Origin of the sequence: Sinomonas humi (assembly GCF_000802235.1) — a bacterium.
GTDB lineage: Bacteria > Actinomycetota > Actinomycetes > Actinomycetales > Micrococcaceae > Sinomonas > Sinomonas humi.
The window spans coordinates 1-22,244 of sequence record NZ_JTDL01000094.1 but is presented as its reverse complement, the minus strand read 5'-3'; the positions used below and the strand labels follow the sequence as shown (position 1 = coordinate 22,244).

Annotated in this window: 20 protein-coding genes; 9 read left to right on the top strand and 11 right to left on the bottom strand. The window is 68.1% G+C overall.

Features of this window, described 5'->3' with window-relative positions:
* The first annotated feature begins 251 nt into the window (after positions 1-251).
* From LK10_RS08350 to LK10_RS08330, 5 genes are all read left to right on the top strand, one after another.
* Entirely contained in the window at positions 252-1,151 is a 900-nt protein-coding gene (locus LK10_RS08350; protein WP_043122304.1) for a DNA processing protein DprA, read from the top strand.
* Positions 1,152-2,137: 986 nt separating this feature from the next.
* Positions 2,138-2,413, top strand: coding sequence for a glutaredoxin-like protein NrdH (nrdH, locus tag LK10_RS08345; protein WP_269429496.1), 276 nt, complete (start codon positions 2,138-2,140; stop codon positions 2,411-2,413).
* An 11-nt stretch (positions 2,414-2,424) separates the two neighbouring features.
* Positions 2,425-3,186: a single-stranded DNA-binding protein gene (locus LK10_RS22585; RefSeq protein WP_231567688.1), complete on the top strand. Its 762-nt coding sequence runs from the start codon at positions 2,425-2,427 to the stop codon at positions 3,184-3,186.
* 134 nt (positions 3,187-3,320) lie between these two features.
* Positions 3,321-3,617 carry a hypothetical protein gene (locus tag LK10_RS08335; protein ID WP_043122302.1) on the top strand — a complete coding sequence of 99 codons (297 nt, stop codon included), beginning with the start codon at positions 3,321-3,323 and terminating at the stop codon, positions 3,615-3,617.
* A 215-nt stretch (positions 3,618-3,832) separates the two neighbouring features.
* A complete protein-coding gene (locus LK10_RS08330; RefSeq protein ID WP_052207107.1) occupies positions 3,833-4,867 on the top strand; it encodes a DUF4238 domain-containing protein in 1,035 nt (344 codons plus the stop codon).
* 25 nt (positions 4,868-4,892) lie between these two features.
* Here the strand turns inward: LK10_RS08330 and LK10_RS08325 are convergent, their stop codons facing one another.
* Together LK10_RS08325 and LK10_RS08320 are read right to left on the bottom strand one after the other, a co-directional pair.
* A complete protein-coding gene (locus LK10_RS08325) occupies positions 4,893-5,396 on the bottom strand; it encodes a hypothetical protein (RefSeq protein WP_081998386.1) in 504 nt (167 codons plus the stop codon).
* A 5-nt stretch (positions 5,397-5,401) separates the two neighbouring features.
* Positions 5,402-5,872, bottom strand: a complete 471-nt coding sequence (locus tag LK10_RS08320; protein WP_043122299.1) for a hypothetical protein — start codon at positions 5,870-5,872, stop codon at positions 5,402-5,404.
* A 440-nt stretch (positions 5,873-6,312) separates the two neighbouring features.
* On the opposite strand from LK10_RS08320, the gene mobF reads away from it, so the two are divergent.
* The 3 genes from mobF to LK10_RS08305 all read left to right on the top strand — a co-directional run bounded on the left by mobF (position 6,313) and on the right by LK10_RS08305 (position 11,716).
* Positions 6,313-10,692 (top strand): MobF family relaxase, encoded by a 4,380-nt coding sequence (gene mobF, locus LK10_RS08315; RefSeq protein ID WP_231567689.1) that lies wholly within the window; start codon positions 6,313-6,315, stop codon positions 10,690-10,692.
* A gap of 102 nt (positions 10,693-10,794) precedes the next feature.
* Positions 10,795-11,331, top strand: a complete 537-nt coding sequence (locus LK10_RS08310; RefSeq protein ID WP_156144097.1) for a hypothetical protein — start codon at positions 10,795-10,797, stop codon at positions 11,329-11,331.
* A 7-nt stretch (positions 11,332-11,338) separates the two neighbouring features.
* Positions 11,339-11,716 carry a hypothetical protein gene (locus LK10_RS08305; protein WP_043122294.1) on the top strand — a complete coding sequence of 126 codons (378 nt, stop codon included), beginning with the start codon at positions 11,339-11,341 and terminating at the stop codon, positions 11,714-11,716.
* A gap of 30 nt (positions 11,717-11,746) precedes the next feature.
* On the opposite strand, the gene LK10_RS08300 is transcribed toward LK10_RS08305, so the two are convergent.
* Complete coding sequence (locus tag LK10_RS08300) at positions 11,747-12,739, bottom strand: hypothetical protein (RefSeq protein WP_043122291.1); 993 nt, start codon at positions 12,737-12,739, stop codon at positions 11,747-11,749.
* Between the two features lie 134 nt (positions 12,740-12,873).
* On the opposite strand from LK10_RS08300, the gene LK10_RS08295 reads away from it, so the two are divergent.
* Positions 12,874-13,140 carry a hypothetical protein gene (locus LK10_RS08295; RefSeq protein WP_043122289.1) on the top strand — a complete coding sequence of 89 codons (267 nt, stop codon included), beginning with the start codon at positions 12,874-12,876 and terminating at the stop codon, positions 13,138-13,140.
* A 152-nt stretch (positions 13,141-13,292) separates the two neighbouring features.
* On the opposite strand, the gene LK10_RS08290 is transcribed toward LK10_RS08295, so the two are convergent.
* From LK10_RS08290 to LK10_RS08255, 8 genes are all read right to left on the bottom strand, one after another.
* Positions 13,293-13,742: a hypothetical protein gene (locus LK10_RS08290; protein ID WP_043122287.1), complete on the bottom strand. Its 450-nt coding sequence runs from the start codon at positions 13,740-13,742 to the stop codon at positions 13,293-13,295.
* A gap of 606 nt (positions 13,743-14,348) precedes the next feature.
* Positions 14,349-14,555: a hypothetical protein gene (locus LK10_RS08285; RefSeq protein WP_043122285.1), complete on the bottom strand. Its 207-nt coding sequence runs from the start codon at positions 14,553-14,555 to the stop codon at positions 14,349-14,351.
* Positions 14,552-15,220: a hypothetical protein gene (locus LK10_RS08280; protein ID WP_043122284.1), complete on the bottom strand. Its 669-nt coding sequence runs from the start codon at positions 15,218-15,220 to the stop codon at positions 14,552-14,554. Before LK10_RS08280 ends, LK10_RS08285 begins: the two co-directional genes overlap by 4 nt.
* A complete protein-coding gene (locus tag LK10_RS20805) occupies positions 15,220-15,927 on the bottom strand; it encodes a DUF4913 domain-containing protein (RefSeq protein WP_052207104.1) in 708 nt (235 codons plus the stop codon). The genes LK10_RS08280 and LK10_RS20805 overlap by 1 nt, the downstream gene beginning before the upstream one ends.
* A complete protein-coding gene (locus LK10_RS08270) occupies positions 15,924-17,678 on the bottom strand; it encodes a type IV secretory system conjugative DNA transfer family protein (RefSeq protein ID WP_043122283.1) in 1,755 nt (584 codons plus the stop codon). The genes LK10_RS20805 and LK10_RS08270 overlap by 4 nt, the downstream gene beginning before the upstream one ends.
* Positions 17,675-19,285: a P-loop NTPase family protein gene (locus LK10_RS08265; RefSeq protein WP_052207103.1), complete on the bottom strand. Its 1,611-nt coding sequence runs from the start codon at positions 19,283-19,285 to the stop codon at positions 17,675-17,677. The genes LK10_RS08270 and LK10_RS08265 overlap by 4 nt, the downstream gene beginning before the upstream one ends.
* Positions 19,286-19,303: 18 nt before the next feature.
* On the bottom strand, positions 19,304-20,842 hold the full coding sequence (locus LK10_RS08260) for an SCO6880 family protein (protein WP_043122279.1): 1,539 nt from the start codon (positions 20,840-20,842) through the stop codon (positions 19,304-19,306).
* The gene (locus LK10_RS08255; protein ID WP_043122277.1) at positions 20,842-22,206 is read right to left on the bottom strand and encodes a hypothetical protein; all 1,365 of its coding nucleotides are present in this window, start codon (positions 22,204-22,206) and stop codon (positions 20,842-20,844) included. The genes LK10_RS08260 and LK10_RS08255 overlap by 1 nt, the downstream gene beginning before the upstream one ends.
* Between the last annotated feature and the right edge of the window lie 38 nt (positions 22,207-22,244).

Here is a 22,244-nt window from a genome sequence, read left to right as displayed (position 1 = left end):
GATTGTACGCACCCGCTCCACCGGCACAAGCCCCTCCTCCGTCGGGGCCGGCACCGGGGGAAATTCTGCTGCGGCGCTCCTTCGTCGCTTATTTCCTCCGCAGATTTTCCCCCGGCACCGCCCTACGGGTTGCTGCCGTCTCCGCGGGCGCAAGCGAACAAGTTCGCCAGCCGGAAAAACAACGGGGGCGGGGGAGACACCCCGGCTGGTCACCACAGCTTCCCGGCCCACCACGTCACCAAGGAGACAAGATGCACGACGAGATCCGCGCCGCACGCGCCGCACTGACCCAGACCGTCGAGCCCCTCGACGGCGAAGCCGTCGCCCTGATCCGCGAGGTCGGCCCCGTGGACGCGCTGCGCGTCATCCGTCGGGAGCTCCCGGCCCCCATCGGCTACGAGCGCGCGGTCGTTCGCTGGGGCGGCTGGCGGCCCTTGCCGGAGCCGGAGGCCCTGCTGGCCCGCGCGGCCGAGTACGGCGGAGGGTTCATCATCCCGGAGGATCTGGGTTGGCCCGAAGGCTTCGCCGAACTAGGCACCGCCGCCCCGATCGGCCTCTGGTACTCCGGGGACATCGAAGCGCTGCGCGAGCCCGCCATGACCGGGGCCGTCATCGGCAGCAGGGACGCCACCGCCTACGGCCTCACGGTGGGCGCGGACGTCGCGAACGCGCTGCGCAAGAACGGCTACACCGTGTGCTCCGGCCTCGCCTACGGCATCGAGGGCCACGCCCTCGCCACCGCGCTGCACACCGGCAGCACCGGACTGCCAGCCGTCGGCGTCGCTGCAACCGGCATAGACCGGACCTACCCGTCCGGGAACGCTGACCTTGTCGCCCAGCTCCGCGAAACTGGGCTGATCCTCTCCGAGCTCGCCCCCGGGCTTGCGCCCACCCGATCCCGGCTGATCGCGAGGAACCGCCTGATCGCCGCCCTCGCCGGCGTCGTGTGCCTCGTCGAGGCCAGCCCGCGCTCGGCCAGCCTTGAGACCGCCCGCATCGCCGACCGGCTCTCACGGCGAGTCCTCGGCGTGCCCGGGCCGCTGTACAGCCTCACCTCCAGCGGCGTCCACGCCCTCCTATCCGACGGCACCGCTGAGTGCCTGACCGGCACGCACGACGTCGTCACCACGCTCCACGACGGCACCGAATAGCCCACACGCCCGCCCGCGGCCGCCGACGTGGGCGGCCCGTTCGCCCCGCGAACGCCCGCCCGCGGCCCGGTCCGGGCCGCCCACGCCCAGATCCCGTTCCTGCTTGCGGAAACGTCGGGCCCCCCTCATAGACTGGGCACCAGTGGGCGGCGCGTGCAGTGCTTCCCCCAAGCGCTCCGCGCCGGCCACACCAACTCCATACAGATTTCCCTTGGTGACGGGAAAACCCCGCGGAGGCCGTGTTTGTGGTGAACACGGCCTCCGCACTCTTTTAAGCGCCTGCCTGCGGCACCGGCCCGTCAGCCGCGACCGAAGCCGGCAAGCGAGCATGACTCCCATGCCGCACTCGCGCGCCGCCCTCGTCGCCGCGGCCAGGTATTGCACACCGGCCCAGTTCGACCACGCCCTCGCCAGCGGAGCCAGCGACGCGCACGCACAATGCTCGTCTCCGGGGCCACCATCCTGGCGGAGGCCGAACACCCCCGGGCGCACCCTCGTCGCAGCCCGCGGAAAACGACAGCAGCTCCGATCCTTCCGCAGGCCCATCTGGAAAACCCCAGACGGCCAGCCATAAACGTACAATAAAGAGCCCGGCCCGGAAATCCCGGACAAAAGCAAGTGCGGACCTCGAAACCCAATTGTCTGCCATGCGGGCCCGTCGGGGAATTTCAAATTCGGCGCGAATCCTACCATTCCGCGTGGTCGCCGGATTCATGGGCTTAAAACGAGGCAGTGGGATGCAGCGACAGGGCCGGGCCTCGATCCTCGCCAAGGGTGCAGGGGGCGGGTTCCAAAGCGGCTCTATTCCGCGGACCGGGGGCGGGTGTGGGCATTCGCCCGCGAGCTGACGGGCCCACCAAGGAGCGCGCATAAACTCCCGGAAAAAGGACCACTAATTCACGATAAATGCTTCCAATTCGCACCACGGTCAAATAGAATAGAGCCATAAGCGGGGACGCACGAAACTAAAACCTACACGAAACGAGATGAGCCCGATGAACACCACCGCCGAGACCCGGATCACCGTCTACTCGAAGCCCGCATGCGTGCAGTGCAACATGACGAAGAAGGCCCTCGACAAAAAGGGCCTCGCGTACACCGAGGTCGACGTCACCACCACCCCGGCCGCGCTCGAGTACATCACCGAGGACCTGGGATATTCAATGGCGCCGGTGATCGTAGTAGACGACGACAACCACTGGGCAGGCTTTAACCCGGACCGCATTGAGGCCGTCGCCGCTGCGCTCAGCCGGACCGCCTAGGGGGGCCGGCCATGACCGCCTACACCGAAGACCAGGACGCCGCTTGGCTCGCCGGCCACGCCGCACCCATCCCCGAACCTGACCCGGCCGGCTACACCGGCCACCCGCAGGTGCACGCGCTCGAGCACGCCGCCGAGCAGCTGCGCGCCGCCCGGCACTGGTCGCACACCTCCCCCGACGTCGAGGCCGCCTACCGCACCGCGATCGACGCCCTCGCCGCAGAGCTCGACCACCACACCGCCAACGAAAGCCACACCGAAACCGAAACGGAAGCGAGCACTCCAATGTACGAGACCCCCATCACCGTGATCGGCAACCTCACCAACGATCCCGAGCTCCGCTTCACCCCCAGCGGCGCCGCCGTCGCGTCCTTCACCGTCGCCTCCACCCCGCGCACCTTCGACCGGGCCGCCGACGAGTGGAAGGACGGCGAGACCATGTTCCTCCGCGGCCAGGTCTGGCGCGAGTCCGCAGAGAACGTCGCCGAATCCCTCACCAAGGGAATGCGCGTCATTGTCACCGGCCGGCTCGTCTCCCGCAGCTTCGAGACGAAGGAAGGCGAGAAGCGCACCGTGATCGAGATCCAGTGCGACGAGATCGGCCCCAGCCTCCGGTACTCGACGGCTCGCGTGAATCGCGCCCAGCGCGGCGACGGCCAGGCCCAAGGAGGACGGCCCGCACAGTCCCGCCAGGACGACCCCTGGGGCACACAGCAGCACGAGCCCGCAGGAAGCTGGGGCAACGGCGGGGCCCAGAGCGAACCGCCGTTCTAACCCGCAGGCGAAAGGAGGGGGGGGCATCAGACGCCCCTCCTCCTCGCGTGTCCCCTTGGGTTCACGATTCGCGACAGACCGTCGGAATTCCCGGTCCCCTGGGACGCAGACCGCAGGAGAAGGGAAGGGGATCAATGCTGAACGAGACGGGCCCGATGGCCGAAACGAGTCCTCGCTGGTGGGTCGAGGAGTACACAGCCGTCCCCGACCCTATCGAGGCGGACACCGACTACTGCTTCGACACAGCCGCCGAGGCCGCCGAGCACGGCGAGCCCTGGGCCGTCATCGAGCACCCTGCCGCCTACACCTCCGGGCCCGTCAGCCCCGGGTACTTCATCGTCGCCGGCCATAGGAGCGACGCGATCTACTACCTCGCCTCCCTGAATCCCATCCGGGACGAGGACCGCCGCACCTGGTTCTGGTTCTACTGAGCCCTATGCTGCACCCAAAGAGACCGCCTCACCATGAGCACCGGAGGACCGGCATGAGCGAAGCGACCCCGCGGCTAGCCGAGGGTCCGGCGCATGCGCACCGAGGGCAAGAGCATCGCCCACATCGCCGGCGTCCTCGGCGTCGGTGCATCCGGCGTCAACCGCGCTCTCACGAAGACACGAATCGGAAGCTAACTGAACAAGAGGAGGAGTAGTTGCCGCAAGTCTCACGCAAGCACCACACCGTGCCGAAGTTCTACCTGAAGGGATTCGCCAACGACGCGGGGCGGATCGGCACGGTCCGATTGACGGGCAAGCACCGATTCGTCCAGCCGATCGGCGACGCGTCGACGCAGAAGGACTTCTATGCAACACCCGGGCACGACGACGGGCCGGACGCATTCGAGAGACAGCTCTCCGCGATGGAGGCCGACGCATCGAAGGTCATCCGCAAGATCGCCGACAAGGGCGTGTGGCCGCTGACAACTGATGACCGCGATACGCTCGTGGTCTTCCTCACCCTCCAGTTCCTCAGAGGCCCCGACCGGCGCCGGAAGATGGAGCAGATGATGTCCGTCATGACCCGGATGGAGATCGGATTCGGGGGAAAAGACGGGGTCGCTGCCTGGGCCCAGCGCCGAGGCGGCAAGACCATATCCGAGGAGGAAGCCGCACGCATCTGGGAGGAAGCCACAAGGGCCGGCGGCCCCACGATCGACATCTCACCGGCAGCTCACATCCAGCACTTGCTTGACCTGCTGCCGAAGTTCGTCCCGTACTTCGCGGGCCGCCCGTGGGCCCTCTTCCGGTTCCAACGCCGATCGCTCCTTACATGCGACACGCCGATCAGCCTTCTCCCACGTGCGATTCGAGAAGGCACTGACCCAGCCCTGCCGCCCCTAGGAATCGGACTTGCGACAGCCTGGGGAATCTCGGTGCCTCTCACACGGAGCATCGGCCTCATGCTGGCGAACCCCGAACCCATGTTCGGAGAAGTAACCGCTGGTGATGTCGCAACAGGGCGGTTCGACATCACCCAACCGCCTTCGAGCCGAGCCGCCCGCACGTTCAACTGGGCGACCCTGAACAACGCCCGGGAATGGATCTTCCACCACCCGGATGACGCGGCCCTCGTGCCCCAAGACCTCCCGGAACCGACCTCGGAGGAGATCGACGTCTCCGACGTGCCCAAGGAATTCACAGGCGAGCCACTTCACAAAACGGCCCGGACCCAGGGGTCGGCCGATTGATCGTTGGAGCAGCAGTCGCTCGCTGTTAGAAGAGCTGTTCCTGATCAATCGAGTAGCCGGCGAGCAGCGTCGGGAAGGCGGCGTCCCACCCGTGTGTCAGGAGGTGGTCGCGGAGCTCGCGCGAAGCCGTGACCTGGTCGCGCCGACGTCCTCCCGAGCGCCGCAGGCTGTGCATGTTCGCGTGCCGACCAGCGCGCGAACGATCGAGGTTGTTCTCTGCCACCGAGCCGAGAATCAGATGCGAGTCTGCGCCGAGCGCGGCGTGGACGCACAGCGGCACGTCGCAGCTCTGATGGCGGACCGTCTCATGCTCAGAGAGTTCGCCGCCGCCGAAGACGAGGGTGACGGCGAAGCGGTGGGCGCGCCACATGCGCTGCCCGCCGGGTACACGCTGCCAGTACCGGCCGTAGCCGTCGTCACCGATCGCGCCTGTCCAGATCCAGCAGTCGGAAGGCCGCGGGCCCTTCACGACTTTCGACCAGAAGCGGACGGAGTCGGGGGCCTCGTCGAGGGCCTCGGCATCACTCATGGCGATCACGCGGCGTGGCCGTCGTGCTGCTCTCCGTCGTGCCCCTCGGTGTCGTCAGCGTTCCCGCCGGCCTCTGCCGTCGACCCGGCCTCCTGGTGCTCGGAGTGCGCCGCCTCGGCGGCCTCCTTCACGGCGGCGCGCACCACGGCGACCTTCACGTCCAAGCGTGAGGCGACGTCGGCGACCGATGCCCCAGTGGCGACCATCTGGGCGATGAATTGCCGGGCGTCCTTCTCCTTGCCGGCCGCCTTCGCCTTGGCTTCGGCAACGAGTGCCCGCCCCTTCGCCATGGCGTCCTCCATGAGCTTCTCTGCCGCTTCCGTTGCGTCGGCGAAGAATCCCTCAGCTTCGCCGTTCGCGACGAAGTACGACTCTGCGAGCCCGATCAGTTTCTCGTGCCGCTCCTGCTGCGCGGTCGCCAGCTCGCGCGCCTTCCGGCGAGCTTCCACGAGCTTCGAATTGTGAGCCTTGGCCATCAGATCCATCCCCTCGAGAACCTAGCGGCCACACGAGGCGGGCCGCGCCTGTCATTCACGTCCACCATACCGCGACGGCGTCGCGGTGGCGCCCTCTAGCGCGCGGACCTCGCTGGCGCTCGGACCCTCTTTGCGCCCGCGGCGCGGGCCGCCACCCTGACCACACGTGGACACGCGAGATTCATCCTTTGGTCTCGCTGATTTGCCCACCTGTGGACAGCGCGGCTGGCGATTGAACACAGTCGAGCCTGCGGCTCTCATGTGCACAATCGCATCGAAGAATCGATGGAGCCAGACCGCGTGTCGAATCCAAAGCGTCTTCCACCAGCTCCCCCGCAAGCTCCTTCGCTGCTTCCAGACTGGATTCAACCCCCAATCTGGCTCACACCTCTGGCATTCTGAATAAGTGAGGCTGTCTCCCGCGCTATGCTTGGGGCGTGATGTCCCTGAAAGTCATCTCGGCGGGCACTGGCTACGAGTACTACACCTCGGAGATGGTCAGTGGCGACGAGCTGCGCGCGGACGGCTACGAGCTGGGCGACTACTACCACGCCAGGGGCCTTCCCCCGGGGCAATGGATCGGCGACGGATGCACCGCGCTGGGCGTGTCAGGGAACGTCTCCAAGGAGCAGATGGCCAACCTGATGGGGATGGGAATCCACCCCGACGCCGAGCGGATCAGGGCCGATGCCCTCGCCGAGGGCAAGACCGCGAAGCAGGCCGAGGCGGAGACTCTGCTGGGCCGGAAGTACTACGAGTACGAGGCTAAGACCGGTGAGCTGGCGGCCCGCATCAAGACCGCAGAGGAGGACTTCAAGCGGCTGAACCAGCGCGATCCGCGCGACGCCGAGAAGCGGAAGATCCACCGCAAGGAGGGCGCGAAGCTCTTCCGCGAACGCCACGGGCGGGGCCCTGACGACAATGAGGAGCTGGCCAAGTTCATCACCGGCCAGCTGCGTTCGCAGCAGTCGGCTGTCGCCGGTTTCGACATGACCATGACCCCCGTGAAGAGCGTCAGCGTCCTGTGGGCAGTCGGCGGAGACGAAGCCCGCCGTCTCGTCGAGCGTGCCCAGCACGAGGCCGTGAAGGACACTGTGGCTTGGCTCCAGGAGCATGCCGTCCGGACCCGGACCGGTGCCAACGGCGTGGCCCAGGAAGACGTCCCCGGGGGCATCGTTGCGCAGGTCTTCCGCCACTACGACTCCCGCGAAGGCGACCCGAACCTGCACGATCACCTCGTGATCTCCAACAAGGTCCAGACCGCAGACGGCAAGTGGAAGACCATCGACTCGCGCCTCCTGCACAAGATGAGCGTGTCCGCGTCCGAGCACTACAACGCCCGAATCCAGGCACACCTTGCCGCCCGCGGCGTACAGTTCGAAGCCCGAGGAATGGGCCCGGGGAAGCAGCCGGTCATGGAGGTCAAGGGCATCCCCGCGGAGCTGGTGGAGGAGTTCTCCACGCGCCGTGCGACCATCCGCGAGGAGCTTGACCGGCTCGCCGACGAGTACGCGGCGAAGTTCGGCCACGCCCCCGGCAAAGAGGCGATGCTCAAGCTCGCCCAGCAGGCCACCCTGGAGACCCGCGCGGCGAAGAAGAGCGGGCGGAGCCTTGAGGAGCTGGTCACCGAGTGGCGCTCCCGCGCCGCATCGGTCGTCGGTGAACGCACCCTCGGACGCCTTCCCGAGCGCGTCATCGGAGCCCACGAGGCACGCCAGGCCGCGCAGGTCGACGTCGCCACTGTCGCCCGCGAACTCGTCGCCGTGGTCGAAGCCGACCGTGCCGTGTGGGGGCAGAACCACCTCGAAGCAGCCGCCCAGCGGTGGGCGAAGGAATACTCGCTCGAGAACGGCAGCGTCGCGTCCGAGACCGTCCGGGAGATCATCAGGCACGCCCTCACCCACGAAGCCCAACGCGTCACACCGGAACGCGTCCACGCCGCCTTCGAACCGCTCACCCGTGCCGACGGGTCCAACGTGTTCGAGCACAAGGGCTCCATCCTGTACGCCTCGGAAGGCCTGATCCGGGCGGAGAACTACCTCCTGCGGGCAGGGCAGCGGGACGTCATCCCGGTGGCCTCCCCAGAGACGTTCCACGCCGTCGTCGACGAGCGGAACGCCCGCGTCGCGGCGGGGGAAGCCTTCCCGCTCAGTCCCGCGCAGATGGGCATGGCATTCGAGTTCACCGTCTCGGACAAGCTCCTCAGCGTCGGCAAGGGCCCGGCCGGAACCGGCAAGTCCACCGCCATGGAAGTAGTCCGCGACGTCGTCCAGCGCTCCGGCGGCAACGTCATCGCCCTCGCCCCGCAGGCCGTCGCCGCGACCCTCCTTGGCGACAAGCTCGGCATCCGCGGCATGACCGCCGACGCTTTCGCCATCGGCTCCGGGGCCGTCGCACCCGGTGACCTGGTCATCCTCGACGAGGCCGGCATGTGCGGGACCAAGCTGCTCGCTGAGGTCGTCGAGCGAGCCGAGACCGCAGGGGCCCGCATCGCCCTCCTCGGCGACGATGCACAGATCGGCGCCGTCGCCGCGGGCGGCGCATTCGGGATGCTCGCCGCCGAACTCGGCGCCGTCGAGCTGGACACGATCCACCGCTTCGAAGACCCCGAAGAGGCCCAGGCATCCCTCGCCCTCCGCCGCCGCGTCGAGGGCGAGACGGACCCCTTCGCCTGGTACAGGGAGCACGGCAGGGTTCAGGCCGGCGACGGCGCGATGGTGGAAGCCCTGGCGTTCCGGCGATGGCAGGAAGCCCACCAGAAGGGCACCCCAGCCGTGGTCATGGCCGCCACCAACGAACAGGCCCAGCGGCTCTCAGAGCGCGCCCAGGCGGCCCTGGAGATCCTCGGGGAGATCGACACCTCCCGTGACGGGCGGACCCTCCGGGACGGGTCCAAGGCCTGGGCCGGGGACACCATCGTCACGCGCCGGAACGAATGGATCGAGACGAAGTCCGACCGCGTCCGCGTCCACAACGGCGACCTGTGGAGGGTGGAGAAGGTCAACCGGGACGGCACACTGACCGTCCGCCACCAGGGCGACGGGAAGCGCACCACCCTCCCCGGGGACTACATCGAGCAGCACGTCCACCTCGGCTACGCCTACACCACCCACCGGGCCCAGGGCATGACCGTCACCGCAGGCATCCCCATTGTCTCGGCTTCCACGGCACGGAACCTCGTGTACGTGGCGATGACCCGCGGCGAGGTCACCAACCAGCTGTACGTGCAGCTGGAGGAGGGCCAGACCCTCGACGAGGTACTGGGCCGGATCGCAGCGAACGAGGGCATCGAGCGCAGCGTCCACCAGGTCATGGCCGACGAGCACGCGCGCATCGACTCGACCGAACAGCTCGCGGCCGAGTACCGGCACGTGAGCGGGCTCGCGGACGAGCTGCGCTTCAAGGGCATGGCCCATCAGGCGCTCGGGCCGATGGCCACGATGTTCACCGCCTCCGACGCCTGGGGTGCCGTGTCCACACACCTCGCCGTCGCGGAGGCCGACGGCTTCGACCCCCGTGCCCTGCTGGTCGAGGCCGTGAACATGCGTTCCTTCGAGGGCTCCGAGGACGCCGCGGCCGTGCTCGCCTGGCGCATCGAGGGACTCCTCGCCAAGGCCCCGGAGAACGCCACGCCCAAGCACGCATCCCTGGCCACGCAGAGCGAGGAGAGCCTCTACAAGGCGCTCAAGGTTGCCGAGGACCGCGAAGCCAAGGCACTCGCGCACCGGCAGTCCGCCGTCGCCGCCCAGCACGGACCATGGCCCAAGGAGCACTGGACGAACCGCCCCTTCGGGCACCTGACCGAAGCGGCCATCGAGTCCCGCATCAGGGCCAACCGACTGCTTGCCCGCACGGACGCGACCCTGCTCACCAAGGAACAGCGCGAGCGCCTCGGAGTCGAGGCCCCGGCCAAGGACGCCCGCAAGCTCTCGTGGGAGATCCGCGCGCTCCAGAACGAGCTGCGGCACCGCAAGGGCCTCGACCCGGCCCAGGACGTCGCGGAGCTGGCCGAACGCGGCCACGCCAACCGCAAGGCCGCAGGGGCCGGACACCTCGAGCGCCACCAGCAGTCCCACGAGATCGCCGCGGCCATCCGCGACGAGCTGCGCCGCCGCCAGCTCGTGCCCGACCCGGCCAAGGCCGCCCAGACCGCACCGGACAGGCTCCCCGAATGGGCCGCTCCGCACCGGGCCGCGACGGATGAGTTCACCCCGGCGAACTGGCGGAACGAGCTGAACGAGCGCCGCGCCGTCCTCGCGGCCCGGTTCGAGGAGACCGGGCACCTCATCGCCGCCGAGCCCCCCGCCTGGGCCGCCGGCCTCGGGCCCGTCCCCGCCGACCCAGAGCGGGCCCAGCGCTGGCGCGAGACCGCCGCCGAGGTCGCCGCGTTCCGAGACCACTACAAGATCCCCACGGCCGAGACAGCCCCGATCCCCGAGCGGTTCCGGGACTACATCACCGGGGCGGAGCTCCACACCCGCACCGTCAGTCTCGCCCGCGGCACCAACTCGGCACCGGCACGCACAGAAGAGACCACCATGGCCGCCCAGAAGGCCGTCGAGCGCGCGGCCGCGACCCACGCCCCCAAGGCCCAGGCACAGCGGACCTCGGACAAGGACCGCGCCGCCAACGGGCAGGACGCCACCAGTGTCACCGCCACCCAGCGTGCCAAGGACTCCCTGGCCGCGATCAACAGGCTCCGCGAGCAGCAGGAGGCCCTGCGCCGCGCCGAGCGGAAGCCCCGTGGCAAGGACACTCCCGGCGGGAACGACGGCGGCCGTACCGACGAGCGCAACCGCGACCGCGGCCGCAACCTCTGACCCTCCGGCCGCGCGAGTTGGGCGCAACGATGACCGGTGACTGTCGGTCCGGCGAAGTAGCCTTCTGTCATCTGTCGAGAGGGGACGTCGAAGGTGGGCATCGTGAACAATCCCTTCGGTGTGGGAATGTCGGGCAAGGACGTGGTCGACCTAAGCGCGACCTGCACGTGCTGCCGAATGGAATTCGCCTTCAAGGGCCCGCGGACCGCGTACGTTGTCCCGAAACGCTGTCAGCCCTGTGAGGGCCACAAGCTCGACGGCAGCGCCGCCGAGCGGATTGCAGCGCTGGAGGGCCACGCGGCCCGCGCCCTCGCACTAGCCCGGTCAGCCATGGACAAGGCCCGCCAGTTCGCCAAGGACAAAGAGACCGCGCTCGAAGACCACAAGATGTCCCAGCGGGCCTCCTACCGATCGCACAAGCGGCGCGAGTGGGTCGAGCGGAGGATGATCGCGGTCCTCGACGTACACACCGACTCCGAGACCGATTCCATGTGCGGGTGCGGCCTGCCAGCGCCATGCCCGACGACGCGGGCACTGGAGGAGTTTGACCGAGAGCACCCCGACCCTGACTACACCGGCTTCATCTACCAGCCTCCACGCGGCCGCCCCCGGCCTCCCCACAGACCAGGACAGATCTAACCCGGCCATGGAGTACACGCTCGCCTCCGTCGTCGACGCGACGGCGGAGGCCCGCTACGCAACGCCCGCCCAGTTCGACCACGCACTCGCCGCTGGCGTGAACCACGCCGAGGCGCGCCTGATGCTCGTCTCCGGGGCGACCTACCTCGCTGCGACCGAGCACCGCGACGGGCACCCCGAGGGAGTCATCGGAGTGACGATCGACCGTCGCGAAGCGATCCTCGAATCCGTCCTCGCCGAGCTTCCCCTGCGCCGCCTCGCGGCGCTGGCCGTCGAGTTCGAGGTCATCCACCACGGAGACGACGAGACGCCCGCAGCCGTCGTGTACGCGGCCACCAGATCGACGGGAGCCGACTGGGCCGACGAGCTCCTTGGCTGGAACTGAGCCGCCTGCTATGTGCTTGTCCCGTCCGCGTCAGTCGTCCTTGTCCATTGCCCGTGCGAAGTAGCTGTCCGGCCCATATCCGGAGTCGTCGTCCTCGCCGCGGGCGGAATGATCGTCGAACCGCCCGTCGTCCACGCCGAAGACCTGGACGAATCTCGCCTTGAGAGCGCCCGTGCCTCCGAGCAGCCCCCAGACCGTCTCGCGCTCTTCGGCGACGTCGACCGGCTCACCGGCCAGAAGCTCCAGAGTCGAAGCTAGGTCCCATGTGATGAGTGCCCCGAACCGGGCCGCGTAGATGCCGATCCGGTTGATGCCATATCGGTCGGAGCGGTCGAAGAACGTGTACCCGAGGAGCTGGTACAGCTCCTCCTTGGTGAGCGCGCCCCCCTTCAGCCCGGCCTTGAAGTCGAGGAGCAGTCCGCCGCTGATGACGTCGGCGTCGGCCGGGCACAACATCGACCCGTCGAAAGTGGGGCCGAGATAGAACGGCGCTTCGAGCTGAGGGATCAGGTGCTCCCGCGCGAGCGCATCCAGGTCGACGAGCTGCCGGAGCGCGTCATCCGGGGCAAGGAGGAGAAGACGCTTCACTGTGAAGTCGCCGGCCTCGATGAGCTGCACCAGAGACCACACGACGCCTACGCCGGCGCGGTAGGCCTCCGTACACAGGGCCAGCGCCCAGCACGCCCGGTCCAGCTCGGTCGCGTTGCTGCCTTTCGCCGCCTTCTGCGCGTGCTTGATCACGCCACGAACCGCGCGCTCGTAATCAGGGCGAGCCGTGAACGCGTGAACGGCGACCTCCGGAACGTAAGAGGCGTCAATCAGGAACCGCATCCGGAAATCAAACGCGGCTCCCAGCGTCCCGCCGTTCGCGGTGCCACCAGGAACCCTCAGCTCGCCCGCTCTGGACCGGTAGTCCTTCTGAAGCGCTCGTGCGTTGGGGAATCTTTGGTCCAGGTACAGGCGCAGGGGCGAGGCCTTGTCGGCGATCGCGCTCGTGAGATTGCGGTAGGTGTAGTCAGCCATGGGCTCATCATCCATCGGGGTACCGACAAGCTGTGGCAAGGCCCACGGGCTGGCAGTGCCAGCACTTTGAGGACGATGGGAATACCTATCCACTAGATATCAACAGGTGTGAACACCTGTTCTATCTTTGGTGTATGTCCACCCCGCGGCGCGACCGGCTGTACCCGCGCCCGCACAAGACGCGGCACGCATGGTTCCTCGAGAACGACGAGCCCGGAACCCAGCCGCGGCAGGCCCTGATCGTCTCCTGGCGACGCCACAGCTACCAATGGCACGCACGCATTCTGTACGTCGTCGACGTCGAGGGCGACCCCGACCCGGCCGTGATCGAGCGCTGGGTGCCGAGGGAAGCGCTGCGGCCGGTTCGCGCCGACCCAAACGCCGCCTTCGGGCTTCGCTGAGCCTTTGGGGGCTTGTGAGTTCGTGAAATATCCGACGCCAAGGTTTGGCCGGGCGTCGGAGAGGCCGGTATCGGCCCGGTGGTCCTGGCGAGCGTAGCCATTTGTGGTCTTGGCGATCGACAGTTCGTCCTGATCGGTCGTGTAGCCGCGTTTCAGCCTTCGATCGTTCTAAGGCGCTCCAACAATGTTCCGGTCTGCTCTACCCAGATTCTGAAGTTCTCATGTGTTTCTGTAGAGGGCTTGCCCCTCGATTCGTCCATTAGGTATGGATCCGTTGCAAGAGTCGCCCCGCTCGCTACCGGAGCCTCATACCACTGAAGCCAATGTTCCAGTTCAAGCAACCGCTTGGCCGAGTCTGCCGTTTCCGGGTTCCTCAGCCAGGCTTCCTTTGAGTAGACTCGCGGGTTCTTTTCCCTGATTTGCAGCAAGACATCGCGATGTTCCGCTTTGCGGGCCCAGAACTGTTCCATCAGGCGCCGTTCGTCGCGCTTCTGCTCCTTGTTCAGTGCGAGCCTAAGCAACAGCGCGACCCGATAGCCTCGATCCAGATTTTCTCTGCCGTGGTCGATCGCCTGGCAGAACTCGTACTTGAGCTCAACCAACCCTGCTTCTGCCAGCCTGTGCGCCGCACGCCGATGGCTAGATGATTCGACTGTGGGCTCGGAGCCCAGCCCAAGTCCGAGCGCTGCTAACGACCACCAGAGTTCCGGGCGGCCAAGTTCCTCGGCATCCCGCAGCGAAGCGATGATCGATCGCTGGACACGGCCGAGCCCCCTACTCACGACACGCCGATCCTGATAAGTGTTGCACGATTCTCAACCCGTCTTCTTGCGCCGCAGTTCAGTTGTAGGTACGGAGAAGGCCCCCTCTGTTCCAGCAGAGGAGGCCTAGCTGATCTCCGTACAACGTGCTGAACGCTAACGAGGAGATGCCTTGAATATAGATCCAAAGGGCCCGCGACCCAAGCATTGGCGGGGCACTAGCCCTTTTCTGACGCTTGCGCTGATCGCGACCGCGTCACTCTTGATCGGCTGGACAGTAGGTTGGGGGGCCGCCGTGACGGCGGGAACCAGCCTCGCGATCGCATTCCTTCCCAAGCCTCACCGGCGGAGGTAGGGCGACTTGTGAGTTCAAAACACCGATGCCCAGCACCAACACGGTGCCGGGCATCGTTCTCCGACAGTGTCACCTGTCAGCCTTTGTGGGGGCTACCGCAGCGGCAGGACGGGCCGCCGGGTGTAGCTCAGGAGCTGCCGTCGACCGATGACAGCCGACAGGGTGCGTCCGAGAAGCTCGGCCGCCTGCTCCGCACTGAGGTCTTCCCGCATGACGGTCTCCTCGTCCTCGGCGCTCCAAGGCATCCGCGGCTCCCGCCTGCGCCACGCTCGGCTCGTGTCCTTGGCCATGGCGCTCACGCCTCGCCTTCGGCATCGGCCAGCAGGCTCCGGCGCTGCTCTTCCAGCCGGTGCTCAATGCCGGTGGTGAGCTGCGCGTACTCGCGCTCGGCTTTCCAGATCCGCACGTGCTGGACGGCCCAGGCCAACGCGACGGCCGCCCAGAACCCAATGCCGCCGCCGATGATCCATTCCTGAGGCAGCCTCCCGTCCCCAAGCCTGGGATCGAGCGGGAAGGCCTGCCGGGCCGTGTATAGCCACATTTGAGCGACGAACATCGCGCCCAGGAAGAGGAAGAAGGCCGCCGCAGCGGTCCCCAGCGCGATCTTCCACGGGGCGCGGAGCCGGGGCGGGACTGGATGCCCGCTCAGCCTCATGGCCTCGCGGGCACGGATGCCGCCGATGATCCCGGCTACGAACGTCGCGAGGTACAGCGCGGCCGCGGCGAACAGGAATACGTACACGCCGGCCATCACCACGTCGTAGACGTCGTGGGGAACGGGAACGCCGCCGATGTTGGCGACGTTCCCAGCCACGAGGAAGTCGAGGATCAGCCCGACTCCCGCTTTGAATCCGGCCTGCTCCAGGCGCTGCGCCAGTGTTGGCTTGCTCGCCCACGAGCGCCTGGTCCACCAGACGATGAGCGCGGCGACGGCCACGTGGGCCAGGACAACGAGGAACTGCATCACGACTCCTTCTTCTGGGCACGCTCGGGGTAGGGAAGCCACTTCTCGGGGACCGGCTCATGGGCGAGCCAGCCCCGTTCCTGGGCTTTGATGTGGCGGCCGCCGGGGCACTGCTTGAACACGCCTTCGTGGCCGAAGAGGAAGGCATAGTGCCGGTCCCAGTGGTTGACCCACCAGCCGGACAGCTCGCCCTCGGCCTCGGCCGCCATGTACGCCAGCCAGAGGGCGTGCAGCCGGTCCACGGCCTCGGGGTGGTCCCACCACACCGGGCACCACGAGTTGTCGCCCTCGTTCACCGACTCCAGGCGGGCCAGCCTGCCCTGAACCCAGCGCACGAAGGCGCTGCGGGACTTCTCGGCCTCCTCGACAGGGTCAATCGCCTCCGCCGCTCTGGCCTCGGCCTCCAGGACCGCATCGGCCCAGGACCGCAGCTCGGTCATGGACCACTTCGCGGTCCCTCCCGACGTATCGGCCGCCGCCGGGGCGTCGCCGTCGATCACGAGCTGCCGGAAGGACGCCGTGGAGAGCCTCCGGCCCAGGGCCTCGGAGAGGAACCCGGCCGACTCCCGAGCCGCGAGGAGGAAGTCAATGCCGCTTCCCTCGCCAGCACCGTCCGCGACGTCGGGCACGTCGACGGGGTCGGCGAGGACCTCGCCGTTCCCGTCCACCGTGAACCCGTCCTCGGTGACCTCCGGCTCCTGGCTCACTTGCGCTCCTTCCCTGCGTCGAGGGCGGCCTGGATCGGGCCGCGCAGCTCGTCGTCCTGGAACCAGGGCACGATCCGCACCACCGTCTTGACGCCGCTGGAGGCGTCGTGCACGATCGCGTGCCACATCGGCAGGCTGAACAGCTCATCGGCGCCGAAGATCTCCTCGCGCCGAGTACTGATGTTCCGCGACGCCGGGCCACGCTCGTTCGAGGTGTAGGAGGCCACGTACTCGTCGTGCTTGCCGAGCAGCTTGGACAGGCTCGTCAGATAGGCCTCGTCCCGGACCCCGCCGCCGAACACCCAGATGCCAGCGGCATCGCGCAGGGTGTCCCACCCGGCCTCGCCCAGGACCTTCTTCCCGAAGGCCTCGGACTGGATGAACACGCGCACGTTCATCCCCATCGAGCCGAAGTAGGTAAACCAGTCCGGCATCTTCGGTAGGATCACCGTGTTGCCGAACTCGTCCAGGTCGAACGTCGCCGGAGTCTTCAGCCGGCCCCCGTTCGCCTCGGCCAGCCGCTCGCCCATGGCGAAGATCGACTCCCAGAACGCGGTCATCAGGCCCGTGACGACCTTCGAGGAGCCCTTCGACAGGGCAATGAGCGTGTCATGCGAGGTCAGGTACTTCGCCGGGTCGAACTCCGGGACCCCGGCGGTGGGGCGGATCCACGCCAGCAGGTGGTCGTGGATCAGCGAGGAGGCCATACGCTGCGCGGAGGCGGCCACGCTTCCCTTCGTGTCGGCGGGCTGCCGGGACATGCCGAACAGCTGGTCTGCCTGCCGGCGGAAGTCCATGCCCTCTTCCGGGTTCCGGGACGGTGCCTCGAGGAGCACCCGGCGCGGGGAGAGAAAGTCGGCGTTGGCGACCCACTCGTGCACCCCCTCCATGGTCCCGGCCTGAAGGGCCTGGGCCAGGATGCAGGCGGCAAGGAACGAACGCCCCTGCTCATCGAACTGGGCGTCGCCGTTCTTGTCCCCGCCGCCGAGGGTCGCGGCCTCCAGCACGGCGGCCAGGTTCGTGGCCTGCTCGGAATCCTTGATGCCCAGCAGCGGGTTGAACGTGAACGACGGCTTCCCGCTCTTGCGGAACACCTGCTGCATGTCCATCATCCAGACCTGCCCGCCGGGGTGCCAGATCGCCCGGGCCGCGAGCACTTCTCGGACCCCGTCGACCTTGTTCCCGGCCATGCCGTACGCCCCGGCCGTGTACCGGGCGGCCCGCACCAGCAGGCCCGTCGTCTTCCCCCGGCCCGGCCCCATCACGAACAACGCGCATTGACGCAGGCCCTGGAGCAGCCATTCGGAGCTACCCAGCACCCACCGCCCGATGTGCAGCCCCGGGAACACGTCCGGGTTGTCCGGGTGCATCCTGCGCGCCTCGGCCGCACGGATCGGGAACGTCACCGCGGCGACTTCCTCGGCCGAGGCCAGAAGCTCGGCCTTCGCCCGGATCTTCTTGGCCGGGGAGACTCTGCCGCGGCCCTTGAAGACCTTCACCAGAGCCCACAGCAAGGCCGCCGCGAACACTGCCAGCATGGCCACGGACGCAGGCGGAATCCGCGTCCCCGTGGCCCAGAGCAGCAGCACGGACAAGGGGTTGAAACCCCAGTCCGTGCCCGTGGGAGTCAGCCACTCCCCTACCCAGGCGGAGACGTCGACGGCGGCCGCGGCCGCCACGACCAGCACAACGGGCATCCACGTGCCGGACCAGCTGCCCGGCCGCGCGCCCCTGATCGTCGCGGAGCTCATGCCGCCGCCCCTTCCCCGCGGGCCGCGGCGATCGCGTTGGCCCAGGCGGCGTTGGTGTCGTGGATCTCCTTCTCCTGCGACGTCAGCTCGATCCGGAACGGAATGCCCGGGGCGTCGGAGGTCTTCAGCAGGAAGCGCCCACGGCCCGGAGGCGGGTTCATCTCGCCCGTCGCCGGGTTCACCGTGCCCTCGGCCGACCACTCGACCAGCTGCGCGATCTCGCGGTCTGAGAAGCGCCGGATGCGCCGCAGGTCTTCCTGCTCGTTCTCGGCCAGGCCGCCCAGGAACACCATCGAGGACCGCTCCACGAAGCCGAACGCCATCTTGGTCCGCTCGCTCGTGGACAGCTCAAGATCCTTCATCGAGTGCGTGATCATGATCTGCCCCAGGCCCTTCTGCCGGTTGACCTTGGTGATCGTGTTGATCCGGTACACCGACCCCTCCCACGCCTGGAGGATCTGCCACAGCTCGTCCATGACCATCAGGTGGTGCACCTCGGGCCCCAGACGGCGCTTCTTGGCCGCGTCCGGTTCCGGGTCTTCCATATCGGGCTCGTTGGCCAAAGTCTGGGCCGCAAGGGCTCCGGCCTGCCCGTAGGACCAGATCACCAGCTGCGCCGCCGCCCGCAGGTCGGCCTCGCCCTCGTCGATGCTGGAGACGTCGAACACGACCGGAGCGTGCATATCCATCTCCACCGTGGTCTGCCCCCAGAACATGCCTCCGAACACGCCTTCCGGGCCCAGCGCCGTGATGCCCTTGACCAAGGACTTCACCTCGGCGTCGTACTCGTCCTCGCTCATGTCCAGGATCGCCTCCCGGATGCGTGGGTGCCGGGCCACGATCACCCGGCGGACGTCCGCCAGCTCCGGCTGCCGGCCCTCCTGGGCGGCCTCTTCGGCGGCCACCCGGATGGCCGTGGAGAGGACCATGTGCTCGGACTGCTCCTCGCTGAGGCGGCGGCGGAGCATCATCTCGATGAGCCCGGCCACGGTGTTCACCCGGCGGCCGTGGATCTGCCCCTCGACCTCGGTGCGGGTCTGGGGCGAGAGCCGGTGAAGCCACTTGGCGATCGGGCCTGCGTCGAGCGCGTTGACGCAGCCGACGCCGCCCAGGCCCAGACGGATATGCTGCCCGCCGACAGCCTTCACCAGGCCGACGTAGTCCGGCTTGAGATCCCCGAGGAACAGGGGGATGAAGCCGAGGTCCATGATGCCCAGGCAGATCCGCACCACCAGCGAAGACTTCCCGCGGCCGTTGAGGGCCAGGATGAACGCGCTCGGCGCGCTCATGATCCCGTATAGGAACAGGCTCAGCGGGTCGCCGAGCAACGGCTGGCCCGTGGTCTGGTCCCGACCCAGCGGGGCCCCGATCAGCGGCGAGGAGGTGCCGTTGCTGAACGGCCACAGCCCGGCTACCTGCGTGGACATGCCCTGGAACTGGATAGGGGCATCCACATGGAGGTGGGCGCCGCCGCCCGGGGCCACGAAGCCCCGGGTGGTCAGGCCGGGCAGGGACTCATAGGCCGCGACGACCGCGGGCATCTCTTTGCGCAGAAGCCGGTACCACTTGCGCATCGTCCAATCGGCAGTGTCGTCAATCCAACCCATCAGGTGCTCCTGTCTCGCTCAGAGGGACTTGCGCATGGCCGCGCTGACGGTGGCGTGAGTTGCGGGCATGACGCCCAGGCCCAGCCCGATGGCGTGCCCCGAGTCGTGGGCCCCGTCCGAGGGGCGGATGCTCATCTGCACCCCGGTGCTGCACGCCCGGCGCAGCGCCGCGCCGGCCTTGTCGAGGCGGATCTTCTGATCCGGGCCCTTCGGGACGGTGCTCGTCATCACGAACGAGAATCGGACCACGGCCGCGCCGTGGGCCTGCTCGTCGGCCCCGTCGACGGCGCTGCCGAGATCCCGGCCCGCGGCCGCCGTCGCGGCCTTGCCGCCCTGGTTGATCTCGAACAGCCGGTTCGTCTTGTCCGCCTCAAGGGCGGCGATCGACTCCTCGGGGCCCAGCACCCGGTACAGCATCGTCACGCGCTTCTGCTCCGAGACGCCGTCCGGAAGCAGCAGCGCCGTGAGGGAATCGTCCATGAAGAACCCCGCCGGAGGCTTCCACACCGTCATCGTCCGGGACACGTACCCCGAATGCTCCCAGTGCTCCAGACCGGCCTCGGCCGCCGCCGGGCCGACCTCGAACCACGACAGGTTCGTCCCGCCGTTCAGCCTGGCCCGCTCAACCGCAAGCGCCCGGTCCGGGTTGTAGGCCACGAACGCATAGTCGACGATGTCAGCGATCTTCATCCGCGAGACCGTGAGCGCGCCTGCACCCGTGAGCAGCTCGGCGAGAGCGGGCATCTGGATGGCCAGATCGGCCAGCATGTCCTCCGCCTGCCGCGCCACCGTCCCCTCGCTGGCGATCTCCGTCCCCGAGAACGTCAACGCCACATGCTGCGAGATCCTCGGCATGTTCCAGTTGATGGTCTGCACGATCTCATCGACCGTGCCGCGCACGAACGTCCCTGCCTCCCCCAGCGAGGCAGGGTCCGCGGTGCCGTGATTCGCGCGGGCCCCCGCGACGGCCGCGGGCAGCCGCTCGCCCGGGTCCCGAGTCGACTGCGTCGTGACCGCGATCTGCACCAGATCCGCAACAAGGCCCGCCTGGGCAAGGAACCCCGCCCAGCCGTCCACCAGCAGGTCGATGCTCGACTGGTCCGACAGCCCACGTCCCTGCCCCGCGCAGGAGAAGAACACCGTCGCCGTGCGGTCACGGGGATTCCAAAGCATCCCGAACTCCTGGCCGAACGCATCCGTCCCCTGGTACGGGATGGTCCCGGCAAGCAGGCCCGGGGCACGGGAAGCTCCGTCGGGAATCCTCGACGCCGGACCCGAGACGTACTTCACCGTGCCCTTGCGCTGCGCCTTCCGGAACCTGCGCGCGTTCATCCGCTGCTCGAGCGACGAACGGCCCTGTCGCTTCCCCCTGGCCATCCACACCACCGCCCAGATCCCGACGACCAGGACAGCGCCGGCCGGGATCAGCCAGCCGACCATCAGCAGGACGGCGGCGACCGCGACCGAACCGAAAGCCACCGCAGCGGCGGCCATCCCGAGGCCGAGGAAGCCCGCGGCGCGCGGTGTGGTGATGTTCCCATATGCTGGTCGGCTCATTACGACTCTCCCCCTTCGACTGCGTCTTCAACTCTGTGCAACTGCTGCGTCAGATGGTCACCGGCCGACCCCATCCGCCGTCGCCCGGCCCCCGTGCCCGGCCGAGGCGCGGCGGGACGGGGAGCAACAGGCCGCCCCGGCCCCTGCCCAACGGGCCGCGACCCGCTCAGGGGCCCGCCCAGCTCGCTGGGCTTCACAGGCGGTGCCTGCGGAGGCGCCGGGTGCTGCCCCTGCGGCTGTGGCCGTGGCGGCGGCGTGTTCGAGTAGCCGTGACGGGCCGGATTCACCAGGCCCCGGTTCACTGGATCAGGAGACGGCCCGCCGAGGTTCCCAGGGCCGCCGCCCATCATCGGAGCACCCATCCGGCCGCCCGCGGCGAGGGCCTGGGCGCGGGACCCGCCGAGCTTCGCCATCAGCGAGGCCCCGCCCATGACCGCACCGGCCGCGAGCGTCGCGCCCGCCATCACCAGCCCGCCGGCCCCCACGCCGCGGGAAGCCGCGGCCATCGTCGGCACGATCAGGCGCACCAAGGCCGGAAGGACGAGCCCCGCGGCGCCGATCACCATGAAGCCGGAGATGGTCTGCAACGCGATCTGGTCACTGCCCAGCTTCGAGCCCTCCGAAGACGTCAGAAGCCTCACCATCGCGATTCCGCCGCCGTAGATGATCCCGGCAACCGGCTTGAACAGGCACGTCGCCAACGTCCACCCGATCACCTTGTAGAACGCGGCCGCGCCACGCTCCGTCACCGACCCCGCCGCGAGGACCGGGATCATCCCGGCCACAATCGGCAGCATCGCGTATGTGAACAGCATGAAGAACAGGTTCGCCAACGACCCGATGAGGGCCAGCAGGAACACAATGATCAGGATCAGCGTCAGGCCCGAGTTGTCCAGGATGGCCATGACGTCCTTCTGGTTCCCCGAAAGGCCAGTCATCGCCTTGGTGAAGTCCGTCTCCCCGCCGATCGTCTTCACGAACCACGGCGCGGACTGGTCGCCGAACGCGAGCAGCCCCATAACGACCGAGAGCGTCAGCCCCGAGAACACCACCACCCGGCCAATGGCCCAGCCCAGCTCCTCGCCTTTGTGGTTGCCCTTGCGCATCGCATACTGCACCACCACGAACACCGTGCTGATGAACCCCACAACACCGACCAGGGCACGCGTGTACAGCATCACCTTCTGCGCCGGAGAATCCCCGCCGTCAGTCATCAACTGCGGAGCCGGGATATTCAGCCACCACGTCGAAAGCCACTGCAAAGCAGCCACAACACCCTCGTAGAGCTTTCCCGCAAGCTGGGACCAAGCATCCTTGACTGCGTTGGCGACAGCGTCACCGATTGGATCCCACGTGGGTCTCATGACGTGCCTCCGGCGATAAACGGAACGAAGCCGGTAGC